Source organism: Njordella aestuarii, from assembly GCF_056494165.1.
Window position 1 is genome coordinate 4,831,061 of the sequence record NZ_CM151397.1, and the last position, 16,757, is coordinate 4,847,817.

12 protein-coding genes are annotated in these 16,757 nt (G+C 50.4%); 6 read left to right on the forward strand and 6 right to left on the reverse strand.

From position 1 onward, the window contains the following. The first annotated feature begins 17 nt into the window (after window positions 1–17). On the forward strand, window positions 18–1,376 hold the full coding sequence (locus SH451x_RS19090) for a glycosyltransferase family 2 protein (RefSeq protein ID WP_479358624.1): 1,359 nt from the start codon (window positions 18–20) through the stop codon (window positions 1,374–1,376). A gap of 56 nt (window positions 1,377–1,432) precedes the next feature. Here the strand turns inward: SH451x_RS19090 and SH451x_RS19095 are convergent, their stop codons facing one another. Then, entirely contained in the window at window positions 1,433–3,520 is a 2,088-nt protein-coding gene (locus tag SH451x_RS19095; RefSeq protein WP_479358625.1) for a hypothetical protein, read from the reverse strand. A 94-nt stretch (window positions 3,521–3,614) separates the two neighbouring features. Here SH451x_RS19095 and SH451x_RS19100 point away from each other — a divergent pair, with 94 nt between their 5' ends. Then, window positions 3,615–4,982: a dihydroorotase gene (locus SH451x_RS19100; RefSeq protein WP_479358626.1), complete on the forward strand. Its 1,368-nt coding sequence runs from the start codon at window positions 3,615–3,617 to the stop codon at window positions 4,980–4,982. A gap of 20 nt (window positions 4,983–5,002) precedes the next feature. Here SH451x_RS19100 and clpB read toward each other — a convergent pair whose 3' ends face one another. The 4 genes from clpB to xylB form a co-directional block, all read right to left on the reverse strand. Then, complete coding sequence (clpB, locus tag SH451x_RS19105) at window positions 5,003–7,669, reverse strand: ATP-dependent chaperone ClpB (RefSeq protein ID WP_479358627.1); 2,667 nt, start codon at window positions 7,667–7,669, stop codon at window positions 5,003–5,005. A gap of 140 nt (window positions 7,670–7,809) precedes the next feature. Further along, on the reverse strand, window positions 7,810–8,178 hold the full coding sequence (locus SH451x_RS19110; RefSeq protein WP_479358628.1) for a hypothetical protein: 369 nt from the start codon (window positions 8,176–8,178) through the stop codon (window positions 7,810–7,812). Window positions 8,179–8,203: 25 nt separating this feature from the next. Further along, a complete protein-coding gene (locus SH451x_RS19115) occupies window positions 8,204–9,205 on the reverse strand; it encodes a Gfo/Idh/MocA family protein (protein ID WP_479358629.1) in 1,002 nt (333 codons plus the stop codon). Between the two features lie 41 nt (window positions 9,206–9,246). Beyond that, complete coding sequence (gene xylB / locus SH451x_RS19120; protein ID WP_479362919.1) at window positions 9,247–10,764, reverse strand: xylulokinase; 1,518 nt, start codon at window positions 10,762–10,764, stop codon at window positions 9,247–9,249. Between the two features lie 456 nt (window positions 10,765–11,220). Here xylB and SH451x_RS19125 point away from each other — a divergent pair, with 456 nt between their 5' ends. Further along, window positions 11,221–12,537 (forward strand): hypothetical protein, encoded by a 1,317-nt coding sequence (locus SH451x_RS19125; protein ID WP_479358630.1) that lies wholly within the window; start codon window positions 11,221–11,223, stop codon window positions 12,535–12,537. A gap of 136 nt (window positions 12,538–12,673) precedes the next feature. Further along, window positions 12,674–13,141, forward strand: coding sequence for a transcriptional regulator NrdR (gene nrdR / locus SH451x_RS19130; protein WP_479358631.1), 468 nt, complete (start codon window positions 12,674–12,676; stop codon window positions 13,139–13,141). 47 nt (window positions 13,142–13,188) lie between these two features. Here the strand turns inward: nrdR and SH451x_RS19135 are convergent, their stop codons facing one another. Then, entirely contained in the window at window positions 13,189–13,854 is a 666-nt protein-coding gene (locus tag SH451x_RS19135) for a hypothetical protein (RefSeq protein ID WP_479358632.1), read from the reverse strand. 311 nt (window positions 13,855–14,165) lie between these two features. On the opposite strand from SH451x_RS19135, the gene SH451x_RS19140 reads away from it, so the two are divergent. Continuing rightward, window positions 14,166–15,770: a hypothetical protein gene (locus SH451x_RS19140; protein WP_479358634.1), complete on the forward strand. Its 1,605-nt coding sequence runs from the start codon at window positions 14,166–14,168 to the stop codon at window positions 15,768–15,770. Beyond that, complete coding sequence (locus tag SH451x_RS19145) at window positions 15,767–16,756, forward strand: GDP-L-fucose synthase family protein (RefSeq protein ID WP_479358635.1); 990 nt, start codon at window positions 15,767–15,769, stop codon at window positions 16,754–16,756. Before SH451x_RS19140 ends, SH451x_RS19145 begins: the two co-directional genes overlap by 4 nt. Window position 16,757: the final 1 nt, after the last annotated feature.

The window sequence follows — 16,757 nt, forward strand, 5'->3', positions numbered from 1 at the left end:
GCTCAGGGAATCTGTTTATGGTTCTAGTCGATATATTTGTGCTTACGAAGGATGACCAACCGATCGACAGTCGCGTTGCAGCAGGCATTCGCAACCAAGTCGGCATCCAATTGCGTCTCAATCAGATCGTGGCAAAGCCGCGAGCCAACGAGGCGAACCGCATTGCAACGATTGCTCGTGGTCGCAATATGGCGCGCGATAGAGTAAAGGCCCCCTGGGCAATGTTCGTCGATGACGATGTTCTATTGCAGGAGAACTGCGTAGCGGGGCTCGTTGATTTCCTCCAGAGAAATCCTGCTTATGGAGCGGCCGCTTCCGACTATTTAAAGGAATCGCACGCCAGCTCGCGGACAAAACATGTAGGGATGGGTGCGACTCTATTTCGCGCAGAAGTCCTGAAAAGCATTACTTTTCGCAGCTCAGTCAACCACTGTGAGTGTAGCAACTGCTGTCGTGATCTGCGAGCCAATGGTATCGGGATTGGCTATGTGGATGGATCGGAATCGCTACACATTTCTCGCGACCGTTCAAGCACGCACCATACATCGGCTAAACCAACAACTGATCCTAACATCGATACTAGCGATGCCTTGATCCTGGCCGCGTTTGACCGCCGCGACGCCGATCGATTCCGTTTGCAATTCGTGCGCTCTTTGCGTGAATGGGGTAATCAAAATCACATCGTCGCCGTTGCGTATGGGCTCTATCCTAGCGAGCGGCATCGACTCTCGCAGCTCCCAAATGTTGAAGTCATCAGTGCGCCTGAGAATGGACGGATGCCACCAGTACGACGCTTGGCCGATTTCGCCAAGATCTTACGTCATGTAGACAACTCGCGCTGCGTTGCTTACTGGGATGTCGGCGATGTAGTATTTCAGGCCAGCCTTGAACCGCTCTGGCGTTCCGTTGCAGATCATCCCAACAAGCTACTCGCGGTGCGCGAGCCGAGAAGCTATCCTCATAACAAGGCGGTCGCAGGCTGGACGCGAACGATCCATGACGCCAGCTCTCGCGTCAAAGTGTTCAAGTTGCTTGCGAACTCACCTTTTCTGAATAGCGGTTTTGCTGCAGGAACTGCTGGGCGAATGAAGGACTACTTCGAAACGGCAGCGGCTTTGCGAGATTCACACGTGCTGCGAGGTACTTTGGACTGGGGAGATCAAACGGCATTGAATTACTACTGCCACAGTGCTCCAGAAAGATGGCAAGAAGTCGACCAGTGCTGGAACTTCTGTATACATGATCGCCGCCCTGGTGACATCCAGGTCACGACCGAGGGGCTGGTTCGCCATCGAGACAAACTCCCGATCTGCGTTGTACATGGAAACGCGCGATCATTGCGCCAGTTTGCGCTTTCCACGCTATGCCGCTATTAACTGGTTTAGTCCGCTTTGCGGCAATTTTTCTGCGAACGTACCGCAATCGCATTCGACTAACGTAACAAAAACCATCCCAAACCGAAGACCGCGGCGAATGCAAGGAAGGCGATTGAAAACACACGCATAAGCTTGAGTGACCACGGTGTTGGCACCACTAATTCGTTGCAGTCGACGACTTTCATATAGGCAAGTTCTTCTCGCAGCGAACCCGCTTGTTGATTCGTAAGTGTCGAAAATTCCGTGTTCCACTTCTCGCCGTCAATTGCATCTAGTGAAATGCCGAGTTGTTGTTGCTCCCGAGTAACAACAAAGTCATTTTCGCTCGCGATAAATTCTCGACTGATGCTCTCGCGCTGCACAGCGTCGCCTGTCATCGTCTGTTGAACGATCCGAAAGTTGTATTTTGGAGATAGCTTAAGACTTATGCGCCGTTGCGAATTTTGATCTACGATATCAGTTGGACCTGATTGCATTTCAATTGTCCAATCATCAGTGTCTCCACCACTGCTGATGCTTGAGATGAACCAACCCTTGGCAAGTTCAATACGGTTATCCAATTCTGCAATTAGGTCGCCTTCCATGTGCCAATCTCGGATTGCGTTTATTGCGATATTTCTCGCATTTCGACGGTCGACATCGCTATCAATGGCGCATGCGACTCTCGTTTTATCTCGCTCGTTTCGAAGGGCACGGAAAGCTCGATCTCCTGCGACTACGATTGCGTCTTCCGACGTAGAATCTGCCTTCGAGAACCAACATCCGCTATCGGAGACTAGCGAACGCGTCCGTTTCGTTGTGGGAGTAGCTTGCAATTCCAAGCTTTCCGCCACCGACTTCTTTTCAAAACCGCCTTCGATTTTTTGAGCCAACCTTTGACGATACAATGACTCGCATTGCACGAGCAGCTCTCGCCAAACAATTTGTTCTTGTTCACTTTGAGCCTTCACATCGGACAGCATTTTCATCGTCACGTTCAGTTCCGCTTCGATCGCCTGAACGGTATTGAGATCAGCATTTGCGAACGTCGTCGATTTGGCCCACCCGAGCCGGTCAGCTTCAAGTCGAAGCCAATTTTCAAAGTCAAAACAAGTTGCTTTCCATTCGATTCCCAGCAACTCTTCCGTCACGGCAGTGAACTCTGCTTGACCATCCACGTGACAAAGCTTCAAAAAATCTCCAACGTTTTTCTCTTCCAACAGGTAAGTTACGAAGGCGGCACCAACGATCGCTTGGTTGCGATTGTCTATACTGTATAGCGTCGAACCTGTGAGGTCAGCCAATGAAGGCAACGATGTTCGACCGCTCCGAGCTTGGAAATACTGATCCATGACTTCATCCGAACTCTTGCTCCAGTACTCGGCCCAACCTAGTGTAAGAATCGAAGGTGGAGTGCAATTCAGGCGAAGATTTGCGTCTAAGACAGCTCTCGCACAATTAGACCATTCTTCCGACGACAAAGTGGAATTGGTTGCCATCTGGTCTTCTGCCGAGGCAAGGTTTACCCATGCTGAGACGCTTGGCGTAGCTGCAACGACTAGCGGTCGAAAATGTAAGCGAACCTTGGTAACTTCTCCAGCACCTAGCGCTGCAGTCATCGACGTTAGAAATTCATCAACACTCTGTGATGGCGAATTTTCAGCATCGACCTCAGACAGTCCGTATACGGCAGCACTCAGATTCTCTGACTCTTTCTGCCACAAAGAACCTCCTAACAATCGAGTGTGCCCAACGGCGTTTGTTTCTACCAGCGTCTGATACCAATTGATCGGGCGAACGATTTGGAATGGCTTTACTGCTAGAGTTCGTTCGCTAACTCCCCAGGCAAGCAGCAGCGCGGGAATAGTCCCCCACAGACCACACGTTCCTATTCGCCACTTTTGCCAGGAAAAAATCAGGCCGCACAAAAACAGCACCAACAGAATCAGAGCGGACAGGTAAACGCATGCGATGACGGCGGCAGCGGGATCGGCGACTTTTTCTGCCCATTTTCCGCTCGTAATACCTAGCGTTGAGAATTGCGTAGCGAAAACAAAACCCACTCCGAAAGCGAGCCATGCAAAAACTGCGGCACCGATAGATAAACTTAGCGGGAACGCCGAAGCTTTTTTGGTAGGACTATTGTCGTTGTTTCTAGAGACCATACGCTATTGAGTTCCAAGTTTCTGCGAAAAGTCCATTGCTCGCAGGCATTCCTTAATTCATAGATCTGACCAATTGTAATCATAGATTGACCATATGAAACGCACTTTGATTCGAGATGCCAAGGTCGTGCTTCCGACTGGATGTTCTGTAACGAATGTGTTGATCGAGAACGGCAAAATTGCCTCGATCGATGCATCTGGCCTGTCGGTCGCAGGCGAAGTCATCGACGGGCGAGACCGAGTACTTTTCCCGGGATTAATCGATGACCAAGTCCATTTTCGCGACCCTGGACTCACTCACAAGGAAGACTTGGCTACCGCGTCCGCCGCTTGTGCTGCGGGGGGCGTTACATCTTTTCTGGAGATGCCCAATACGGTACCCGCCGCGATAACTGCCGATTTGATCGAAGCAAAGTACGAAATCGCTCGCCAAAAATCGATTGTCAACCACGGATTCTATATCGGTGCGACAGTCGACAACTTGGAAGAATTGAATCTCGTGAAAAACGTGCCCGGAATTAAAATCTTTATCGGTTCAAGCACTGGAGACTTGCTTGTCGACAAGCAGGCGGCACTCGAGCGGATTTTCGCAGAGACATCCTTACCCATATGCGCTCATTGCGAAGACGAATCAACCATTCGAGAGAACCGCACAAGAATTGGCGCCACCAATAATATTGCCGACCACTCCAAGATTCGCGACGTAAATGCAGCTATCGTCGCTACGCGTCGAGCCATCGATCTCGCAGTACGTCACCAACATCGCTTCCATGTCCTGCACGTCAGCACCGCTGACGAAATACCGATGATCTCTCAAGCGCGACCGTGGCTCACCTGCGAAGTTTGTCCTCATCATTTGTTGTTCGACACTAGGGACTACGAAACCCTTGGAACGCTAGTACAGATGAATCCTTCCATCAAACCGCCAGAACATCCGCCGGCCTTGTGGAAAGCGATGCGTGAGGGCTTGGTCCAAGTCGTTGCTACCGACCACGCACCTCATACCTTGGAAGAAAAATCGGTTGACTATCCCGCTTCGCCCAGTGGCCTGCCGTCAGTCGAAAATTATCTATCGCTGTTGCTAACTCACGCACAAGAACACGGCATTACTCTTGAGCGACTAGCAAGTATGTGCAGCGACGGCCCGGCTCGAATCTGGGGTTTGGTTGGTAAAGGGCGTATCGAAGTCGGCTACGATGCCGATCTAGTACTGATTGACCTCAATCGCGAAAAGATTATTCGCAATGAAGACCAGCTCACCAAATGCAAGTGGTCCCCTTGGTCCGGAAAACGCGTCAAAGGCCTTCCCGTACGAACTATCGTTGGGGGTGAGACTGTATTCAGGCTTCAGGCTGGTGAGGATGTAGGGTTCGTCGATCGATCGCACCGTGGACAACGTCTACAGTGCGATCATAGCCGAGGCGGTTACTGGTCAACGGCAGACGGCATTGGCCCAGCTTGATTTTGAGTTTTGCAGGCATCTCAGATCGTGGGAGCTTCGTCCCGCGATGCATCGTTCATACTGATCGAATAACTTCCGTCAGAGTAATGGACGGTCACATGTGCATCTTCGTTCGAAGCATGCCGCAAGAGCTCGGTGGCAATAGGATTTTGTAATCGTCGTTGGATAACGCGCTTCAGCGGACGTGCGCCATACTGCGGATCATAGCCTTCGTCAGCGATAGCATCAGCGGCAGCTTCAGAAACATGCAGTGAAATATGCTTTTCCGCAAGTTGTTTCTTCAAGCGTTCAACTTGGAGGTCGACAATTCGACGAATCTGCGATTGCCTCAGCGGTTCAAACACGACCGTTTCATCAATCCGATTCAAAAATTCAGGCAAGAATTTCTGACGAAGCGGTGTTTGCATCGCGTCAACGATTTCCTCATAGCTGCCGCCTTCTTCAGTAATTTTCTGAATGATTTGACTACCAACGTTACTGGTCATGACAATGATGGTATTTGTAAAATCAACCGTGCGACCTTGACCGTCTGTAAGTCTGCCGTCATCCAGCACTTGTAACAAAACATTGAACACGTCTGGATGAGCCTTCTCCATTTCATCTAGTAGCAGTACAGCATATGGCCGACGCCGAACGGCCTCGGTTAGTTTACCACCTTCTTCGTAGCCGACATAACCTGGAGGTGCGCCTATCAGCCGCGAAACGGAGTGTCGCTCCATGAATTCGCTCATGTCAATACGAACCATCGCCGTTTCGTCGTCAAAGAGAACCTCAGCAAGAGTCTTGCAAAGTTCGGTTTTGCCAACACCAGTTGGTCCCAGAAACAAAAATGAACCGATCGGCCGATTAGGATCCTGCAACCCGCTGCGACTGCGCCGGACGGCGTCAGCGACGACGGTGACAGCTTGATCTTGTCCGATCAATCGTTGATGCAAGCGTTCCTCCATCACGAGAAGTTTAGCCCGTTCCGTTTCTAACATTCTGGAAACGGGGACTCCCGTCCAGGCGCTCACGACCGTTGCAATTTCGTCAGCGGTCACATCGGTTCGCAGCAAGCGATGTTCAGGACGATTCGTTTGTTCCTTCGGAGACTCTTCTTCGGTTTCAATCTGTTTGCGAAGCTTCCTTCGACTCTGGTCCAGTTCAAATAATTTCTGGTAGTCACTTTCAGAGACATTAACACCGGAAGACTGCTGCTGCTTGATAGTTGCATCCAGCTGAGTAAATTCTGTCTCGGTCTGCTCAAGTTGCTTCCGTACAGATTGAACGTCCGACATGCCAAGCTTTTCGGCGTCCCACTGTTCTCGCAATCTGGCTAATTCTCGTTCGAGCGACTCCATTTCTTGCTCGACATCGCTCAAAGAATGTTGCGTGTTTTCCTCACCATCCTCTTCTTTTAGCTGCCGTTGTGCAATTTCGAGCTGCCGCAAGCGACGCTGTACGAAATCAATTTCCGCAGGCACACTTTCTCGTTCCATCGCCAACCGCGAAGCCGCTTCATCAACCAAGTCAATGGCCTTATCTGGCAAGAAACGGTCGGAGATGTATCGATTCGACAGATTCGCAGCCGCGACCAGCGCAGAATCCCGAATCTTGACTCCGTGATGAGATTCATATCGTGACTTCAGTCCACGCAAAATTGTAATCGTGTCTTCTATGGTAGGTTCGCCGACGTAGACTGGTTGAAAGCGGCGTTCTAGCGCAGCGTCTTTTTCGATATACTTGCGGTACTCATTTAAAGTAGTCGCGCCTATCGCACGCAGTTGACCACGAGCCAACTCAGGCTTCAATAGATTCGCAGCATCACTACCACCTTCCGCTGCGCCAGCACCTACGACTGTGTGAAGCTCGTCGATAAACAGAATGATCTCACCGTCGGCGTCCTTGACTTCGCGTAGTACAGCTTTCAAACGTTCTTCAAATTCTCCACGAAACTTTGTACCAGCTACCAGCGCTCCCATGTCGAGCGCAATGACACGTCGATCTTTCAACGTCTGCGGCACGTCACCTTGAACGATTCGAAGTGCTAAACCTTCCGCAATCGCGGTCTTGCCAACCCCAGGCTCGCCAATCAGCACAGGATTATTCTTTGTGCGTCGTGACAAGACTTGAATCACGCGGCGAATTTCGCTGTCGCGCCCGATGACTGGATCAAGTTTGTTCTTTCTGGCTTGTTCAACTAGATCAATGCCATATTTTTCAAGAGCCTGAAACTTCCCCTCTGGGCTTTGGTCGGTTACTCGGGCGCTACCGCGAACACTTTGCAGCCCTTGCAGCATCTCTTTTTCAGTGATGCCCAACAGTTTCATAAGCGATGCAGCCCTATTATCCGTTTTAGCGATGCCAAGCAAAAGATGTTCTGTACTTAGGAAATCATCCTTCATCGCTTCGCCAAGCTTTGCGGCCTCTTCGAATGCCTTCTGTAGCGTCGGCCCCACACCAGGCGTCCGGCCACCAGACGTTTTTGGAAGCTTGTCGATTTCAGATTGAACCGTGGTCGTGAGCTGACTGACGTTGCTCCCGATCTTTTTCAACAACGCGACAGGAATGCCGCCGTTGTCCTGAAGCAAAGCTGCCAACACATGCAGAGCGTCTAATTCAGGATTCCCTTTTTCGGACGCCAGCGACTGCGCCAGCGCAACGGCTTCCTGAGCTTTGATTGTCAATTTGTCGAACCGGAATGTCATGACTTGTTAATCGCCTAAATGGTGGGATTTTGCTTGTCTAGATGCACAAACTGGCAGCCACGAGCGTGGTGACAACCTGAAAAGCAAATGACGCGCCAGGCCCTTGGACGACCATTAACGACGATCTATGAAACCAACTTTCACAGCGGCGATTTTTCGAACAGCTTGTTCAGATCACGATTAAATTCGCCTCGGGTAAGAACTAAGTCGAAACCCGCTAGCTTTGCGGATTCTAATTCCTCTTTCTGAACGTGCGGGCCAAACCCGATCAGTCGTGCGTGCTCGCACGTTTCACGCACGTTAGCCCCAACCTCGCTTATGTCGCCTGGAGAAGCAAACAAGTCTATGCAGACCCACGCGACATTAGAAGGCGTACAGCGATCAGCAATCATTGCAGCTTTCGGAACCATAACACTTGCAAAGCCATGAGCTTTTGCAGCAGCGCTGATTTTCGAGTAAAACATCAAATCACTCGATAAAAACACTACGATCTTCTCAACATCATTCATCGAAAGACTTTCATAAAGAAGAAACCTATTTTTTCGAACTGGCCGCAGCGACTCGGTGTACTTCCTGTAACACCTGTTGGGTTCGTAACGCATAACCGAAACGCTCACGCACCGTTGTTAAAGACTCGAGTACTGCGAAATCTATTAAGTTCGCCTCTTGAAAATCGTCGACGCCAACAACGTCGACTTGAGCTTTCCCGTATGCATCATGAATCCAAAATCTCGGCTTTGACAAATCGCCCGGTCGCAAGAGGTCATCGCAGACTAACGTTCCATCTTCACCAGCAATTTCGATCCATCGCCGCCCCGCGGTTTGAAAACTACAATCCCAGTGTGCAACGAGCGAAGCGGGAAAACGCGCTAGACTTTGTACCGTTTGCCATCCCCCGATGTTACCTGGATCGCTTGACTCACCATGCGCCAAAATTGAAAGAGGCATTTGCCCACTCAGGTACAATGAAGCGTACACGCAGTACCAGCCCAAGTCTAACAAACAGCCGCCCCCAAGTTCTGCGCTAAAACGGTGATCATCAGGTCGGTTTTTCAGGTCGCTGAAGCTACAAGCGATTGTTATTTTTCGAAGTTGCCCCAGAGTGCCGCTCGCAATGATTTCAAGGAAACGCTGCGTTCGCAAGTGGTAAGGAAATCCGGTCGCGTCCAACAACTTTCGATCATACTGGATGGACGCAGCCAGCATTCGTTCTGCTTCATCCTCAGAAACGCCAAGTGGTTTTTCACACAACACGTGCTTACCATTCTTCAACGCATCGATAACGATATCGCAATGCGTTGCAGGAGGCGTGGCCACATACACCCACTCGACGTCAGTCGCTTGCATTGCGGCCTTGTAGCTTGAATACGACTGAATATGCGAGGTCTCAAGGGCGTTTCGGCGCAGCCAAGCCTCGGCACCTTGTTGGCTGCGGGACGCAATCGCAACCAACCGACTGCTCTGGCTGGCCCCAATGGCCGCCAGCATTCGTTGAGTAATTCGTCCAGTACCGAGAAAAGCCCATTTCGCTTGCATAGCTAACGCCCTTGAGCATGTAGGTTCGCGGGTAATGTAATTTATAGCTCGGCAATTTTCGCAAATTCACCTTTGAGGGACTGATAGAGACTTTGGTAGATTGGATAGGCCTTATCGTAGACTTTCGAATCACTTTTCTTGGGCGGAAGCTTTTCGACAACGCGGATCGTCGCCTTGCAAGCCTCTTCAATGTTCTTATACGCCCCGTCTCCGACTGCTGCCAGCAATGCTACGCCGTACGCAGCTCCTTGTTCTGCGTTAATCGTACAGGACGGCTGATGGAAGCAATCCGCAAGAATCTGTCGCCACAGTACACTCTTGGCTCCGCCGCCGCTCACGCGCACTTCTTTGATGGGCACGTCAAGGGAGCGGATAATTTCAAGACTATCCCTTAGCGAATAAGCAACGCCCTCCATCACAGAGCGGGCAATTTCGCCGCGTCCGTGCGCATTGGTCAGGCCAATCCAACAGCCTCGAGCATTCGCGTCAGCATGCGGAGTTCTTTCGCCGGCCAGATAAGGGAGAAAATACAAACCATTGCACCCAGGTACCGCCGCGGCCGCTTCCGTGTTGAGCACTTCATGCGGTTTGGCTCCCTTCTTGTTCAGCAAATCGCTGCAAAGGTTAGCCATAAACCATTGCCACGATCCTGCCGCAGATAATGTCACTCCCATCATATGCCACTTACCGCGGACCGCATGACAAAACGTATGCAAGCGTCCCATGCGATCGTATTGTGGTTCGTCGCTTTGACAGAATACAACCCCCGAAGTACCCAATGACGCAGTCAAGACTCCCGATTTCACGACGCCGTTACCAACAGCGCCTGCAGCACAATCGCCGGCCCCGCCAACGACCTTGCAATCTTTGCTAAGCCCTAGCTCCGATGCAACTTCTGGCAACAAAGTGCCGGTGACTTCCTCGGATTCGTACACTTTCGCCAAGATCGATGAGTCGATCTGAAGTTTGCTGAGCAGTTTGTCACTCCATTTTCGATTGACCACATCTAGTAAAAGCATACCGGACGCATCGCTTACCTCCGTAGCAAGCTCTCCTGTGAGTCGGCGACGAATTTCATCTTTCGGCAAGAGCAGATGCTTTAGCTTTGCATAATTCTTGGGTTCATTGTTGCGTAACCACAGAAGCTTGGGCGCAGTAAAACCAGTGAGAGCTGGGTTAGCAACCATGTCAATCAAAGCTTCGCGGCCACCCGCCAATTTAGTAATCTCCTCGCACTCTTTTGAAGTACGCTGATCGTTCCAAAGCAGAGCAGGGCGGATCACTTGCTGTTTGGCGTCCAAGAAAACCGAACCATGCATTTGCCCCGATAACCCAATTGCTTTGACTTCGGTCCCCTTGATCTTGGAAGCCTTCAGTGCCCCGATAACAGTCTTCTTTACTGCCTGCCACCACAAGTCGGGATGCTGTTGAGTCCACATCGGCTTGGGCATGTCCACGTCATATTCCACGGTACTTTGACCAAGAATCTCACCTTTGGAGTCCATGCACAAAGTTTTGGTGCCCGATGTGCCAATATCAATCCCTAGGTAGTACGCCATGATCGATTCAAACCTCTCGCAACTGTTGGTAAAGCAATATTTTCTAAGCGTTTTTGTTAATGCTGCTCGAGACGACAAAACGCCGGCCGCATTTTCATGCAGAATATACTCGCATTGCCAAAGGTAAGGTACACGGTAACGCTTCGATCCGGCTGAAAACGTCATATCGCCGCAGCCAAACGAACTTCTCAAGGTATATTTTCGTAGATTCGCAGTGCGACTAAAACACTTCACAATGTTTTCATTTCCAGGTTCCAAACTTCCAGGCAAGAGTTGGCGATGCAATTTCTGATTCCGAGAGAAGGGACTATATTTCGTTGCTCCATCTCCCTCGTTTTCTGTCTTTTGGCAGTCGCATCTGGCTGCACTCCGAAAAGCGAGCCTACGTCCAGTTCGGCGGAGACCACGACTTCAGAGCGAAAATCGGATCGCAACCGACCTCCACTTCGGATTTTGATGGTGGACCAACCGGTCGAAATGCAAGAGGTCCTGCGTCGGCGTTGGGCCGGTGTCACCGAACAGGCGTTAGAATTTGAAACCTCCACGGCGGAGATGATTTGTTCCGCGCAACCGCCTCAGTTCGACCTATTATTTGCCCCCGCCTATCTAATCGGGACACTTGTCGAACGAGAACTCGTCAGTCCCCTTTCAGAAGCAATCGCTGACTACGAACTGAGTCGACGAACTGCGGATCAAAATCTTGCAGACTCAGGACCGCGACTCCCTCCGCTCTGGAAGTTGTCCGCAAACTATGGAAAAGAAGCCTACGCACTGCCTTTGGGTTGCAGCCTGATTCTTCCAAGCTTAGCAAATGGCGCACCCAGAAGCCGCCAGATTGAGTTGCCCGTGGCGTTAAACGCCAGCCAGACTCTCCCTGCCTTTTATGTCAATTGGGAGCAACATCGTGTAAGCGCAGCGAATGATGGCGTGAAGACTCAGAACGGTGAGTCGGTTGAGTATGTGGACATATTCCTAGCAATCGCTTGTACCCAGAGACCTCAGTCGTATGAACCGTCCCTGTTGTTCAATCTGGTAGATTTTAGCCCTCGGCTAGTTGAAGACTGGATGTTGAATTCGGCGAGGCTATTCAAAAAAGTCATGTCTGCATCGCCTGACGATGACAGATCGCTCCTGCGAGTAGGCTGGGCCGCATTAAATAAGTTCGAATCATCTAGCACGGACGCAGCCCCAACTGAGATTGAGCCGGACTTCATCTGGCACGTTCCGCTGTATCAAAGCCAGGCATCGTCAACGAGCCAAGAAGAGAGCAATGACGATTCACAAAAGAACAACTGGAAACCTGTCACAACCTTGGAGCTGTCTGTCGTCGATAGCGGCCGAGCTCCCGCCGTGTTTCTCGGATCTCGGACTCGTCAGACTTCGAAGTCAATTCTATTTTTGCGCTGGGCTAACGAGGCATCGCAACGCACGGCCCTATCAGCTACATCTCCTTGGATACCTCGCGATCTTATTTTCCAGAGCAACGCGGTTTCAGACTCTCAAGATACTGCTGAGAATCTCGTGGAATATCGAAAACTGGTAAAGGAGATAAGCTTGCGTTCTCACGTTCAGCAGTGCTTTCGAGTCCATCAAGGGCACCTCTATCGCCAAGAGTTGAACACGGCTCTTGCAGATATCCTTGCATTACCCGATGACGCTCAGATTCCCGCCAGGATGCAGCAGTGCCTTAACTCGTGGTTAACCATCACGGATTCAATTGGCCGTGAAGCGCAGCAGGACTCACTTGAAAAGACACTCGGTCTCCGCGACTAGTCAAGCTGAACAATCAATGCTCAAGTTCTCCTTAAACAGCTAGAATTTGAAGGTTGGTCCCTTATGCAAGTCGACATTAGGCCTATATTTAACAAAATACTCATCGACCGATCTTCAACGACTGCTTGCCTGTTTCATGCGATGCCCCTATTGCCAGATTGATAACGACAGCGTCCGAGACTCGCGCGCGGTCGAAGACGGTCGATCGATTCGACGTCGTAGGTATTGCCACAACTGTCGACGGCGGTTCACGACTTATGAACGGACTGCAGGCACTTTGTCGGTGATCAAAAAGAATGGCGAACGCGAACCATTTGCACGCAGTAAAATCGAACATGGCTTGGAGCTCGCATGCTGGAAGAGGAAGATCAGTGCCGAGCAGCGCAGTAAGATTGCGGAAGCGATTGAAAGTCAGCTGATGGAAGAGTACGAAGCGGAAGTGCCAAGCCGCGAGGTGGGCAACTTGTGCATGCAACACTTAGCTGCACTAGACCAAGTGGCGTATGTTCGTTTTGCAAGCGTCTATCGAGAATTTCAAGACGTGCAGGATTTTATGCAAGAGTTAAATCCTATTTTGAAAAACGAACCAAAGCCATCAAAGTAAAGATGATGGATGCTTGTTCAGAAGGCTACCGTTTCTGGGCCTAAACATTAATATTGCAAAATCCGAGCGTCGCCGGCCACGTCCGAGCCCATTGGACTGTGAATGAACATGCGATTTAGTCTCTCGGCGACCATGTTTAGATAGAGCCGTTGAAACTTAGCCTTGTCCATTTCCGTTGTACTAATCGCAGCGGACTGAGGGTATGTAAACTCTGGCAGCGTCTTGCGAAAGATGATCTTATCTTCCTTGACATCCAAAACTTCGACGGATAGCTCAGATTTGCCGCGGTAAAGAGTTGGTCCATCCAGCAATGTAAGCTTCTGCATATCCACGTGAATAACCATGTCAGCTTGAACACCTTTACCAATTTCGGAAACTGCATCGTCACCGCTCGGGTTGTCCCTGAGCCAGTTATCGATCGATTCTTGCCGTACAAGGTTCAGCTTCTTTAGATCATTCCCGATTCCTGTCTGCATAAGGGATGCGAGTCGGATGCAGACTTCATCACCGCAGATACCTCGTTCGTTAGAGACGAGGATCGCAACTTTCTGGTCTTTTAAGCCTTCAAATTCCGGCTTCACCTCGTTGCCATAGATAACTCTGATCATATGAGCCGTCCACGTCATGCAACCACTTGCTGGTACAAGCAGACAGCAAAATGCGAGTAAGAGTGAGAAGCGGATAACTACTTTCAAGCTTGATCGGTTGCGCATGTCCGTGCTCTTGTACACTTCAAATTGTTCTCTATAGGGCGGCCAGGTCAGTAGCTATAGGCAAAAACTTCATCGCAATGCAATCTCAATGCGACCGATATCACATTCTGTTAATTTTTCGTTGAGCAATCTTTCGCTTGCATAAGTGTTCTGCCTCAGCGTCTGCGCTTCGCTAAACTCACGTGTCCCTTGCTTGGCAAAATCCGAGCTTTTCGACAATGGAGCCAGTCCTTAGTCTCCTTCGCTGACATTGCGAATAGCCTGCTTTGAGCATTTAGCTATAATCACTCCATCTAATTGCTGGATGCCCCATGGCGACATTTCCTTGGCTAGCATTGCGGCTGTTCCCGTTCACCGAGCTTGGATTTGTGACCGAAACGATTGATATTGAAAAAGCAGAAGACCTGCGGCGAAAGCACTTCCTGTACGGACTTCCCGCATTGGTTGTCGGCATCATCGCATTGTTGCTGATTCTTTATGGAACCTTAGTACAACCCAATAGTCTTCCAGCCTGGTATGAGAGCGAGCAGGCGAATGTGTCTAAGGCCTTCTTTGCGGAATCAGCTGCGACCAATCCAAATAGAACCGCCGCCAGTGTTCTGAACGTCGCCCGTGAGGCAAGAATTGTACACGAACGCCTCGTACACCTTCATGACGGTTCCGATCAGCATCGTTGGAACTGGATCCAGTTTGATCGCGAAGCCGCTGATCGAATTGCAGAATGGCTTCAGACCGATCGCGGTTTTTTGACCAGTCAAGAGCGCCAAGATTTACAAGAATATGAACAAGAGGTGCGATCGTCTTCAAATCAAATGCTCGCTAGCATGGCTGCTAATGCTGGAGATTTTCAGATCGCGGCGGCTAAACAGTATGCTACCGATTTGTTGGTGGCAAACGCTTTTCAAGGCAATGACTCCGTCAAAACGTATACGGCCCTTTTGGAACTAGCTGAGAAAAATCCACACGATACCGCACTTCTCGAGATCACTGCCGAAACGTACTTCGCACTTGAATCGCAACTTACGGGTGATCGCTCACCAGGATTAAGTGTCCCCAACCAGGTGTTTACCTTTCTCGAAAAACTCAAATCGCCGTGGGCAGTTGACTTGTCGATTCGACGCCACTTGGCTGAGGATTTTGATATGGCATCAGGTGCGCTTGAGCGTTTGGATAGCCGAAAGACTTTTGACGATTACGATTTCCAGAACCAACTTGCGTTGTTGCGGATTGGGTGCTTTCAAGGACAATGGAAGACAGTCAACGAACAGCTGGCGAGCTTATTGAGGTCATCCCAACGATCGAGCAGCGAGCGAGCGTTCCTCCGCCGCGAAATTTCCAAACAATGTGGCATGCTGCTCAGTTCGAACCTCCCAGCAACACGAAAAAACTGGTGCACCTATGCGGACATCGCTCAGAATCTGGCTCTTCAACTAGACGCTTCTCCCCTTGTCGCCTCTGAGCGACTCTTCCAGTTTGTCACGTCGAAAGGTGCTGACACGCCTGACTGCCTGAATGCGTCCTTTTTAGAATCGAAACAAGTTCCGCTGACAGGAATTTTGAAGTGCCTATACTGGGCTTTCCAAAGCAGCGATGCTGAATTAACGGCCGACTACCTTGGTCCAGACCCAACTTCCACAGGAACGATTCTTGCGCAATTGGCGATAACCCGCATTTCAAGTCACAATGAAACAGCCGCACCGCTTGAGAGACTTTTGGAGTCACTAGTGCAAGTTCAGGCCGAGAACGGTTCCGCTTGGTATGCTCTAGCCACAGCCCAAGCAATTCAGAAAAAACTTGAAAAATCTCGAGAGAGTGCTCAAAAAGCCCAAGCTATAATCGGCGATAGCGCAAACATTCGCCACCTTATCCAGCAGATTGACCGCCAACTGGCACAGTCCGAAGCCGCACCAAAATGACTTCTCATCAAGCAAAAATTCCAGTTGAACCTGACGCGGAACTTCGCGGCCGAATCTTTGTCGCGGGCCATCGCGGGATGGTAGGGCAAGCAGTAGTACGTCGCCTATCGCAATTGCCCAACGTCGAACTGCTAACGCAGTCGCGAACAGAGCTTGATTTGACCAAACAAGACGACGTCGATGCCTATTTCCGTCGCGTCAGACCTAACGTCGTGGTTTTTGCTGCCGCAAAGGTAGGGGGGATCCACGCGAACATGACCTATCCGGTCGAGTTCATGACCGATAACTTGCTGATGAGCATCAATGCGATTCGGGCCGCATACGATACCAATGTAGATCGCTTCTTGTTCCTAGGTTCGACCTGCATCTATCCTCGCAATGCGCCACAACCGCTTGAAGAAGCTGCTTTGTTAAGCGACTACTTGGAAAAAACAAATGAAGCTTATGCACTTGCCAAAATCGCCGGGCTAAAACTTTGCGAGTACTATCGTCGGCAGTTTGGATCGCTCTTTTATTCTGCAATGCCTACCAATATGTACGGACCGGGCGATAATTACCACCCAAGCAACTCACATGTACTGCCGGCTCTTTTGCGAAGGTTCCATGAAGCAAAAACAGATCGGCTGCCCGAAGTAACCATTTGGGGTACTGGTTCGCCGCGACGCGAATTCATGCATGTAGACGATTTGGCGGACGCTATATTGTACTTATTGACTCTCGCCGACCCTCCTGATTGGGTCAATGTGGGAACGGGTGAAGACATTCCGATACTCGAACTTGCACACCTGATTGCCGAAACGGTTGGCTACGACGGTAAAGTCAGTACCGATCCGACCAAACCCGACGGGACACCTCGAAAAGTGACCGACATGAGCCTGCTTCATTCGCTGGGCTGGACACACAAGATCACTCTTAAAGAGGGACTACAGCGAACGTACGAAGACTTTTTAAAAGAAGAACGCTCGGGTGCGATTCGCAGCAGCTAGA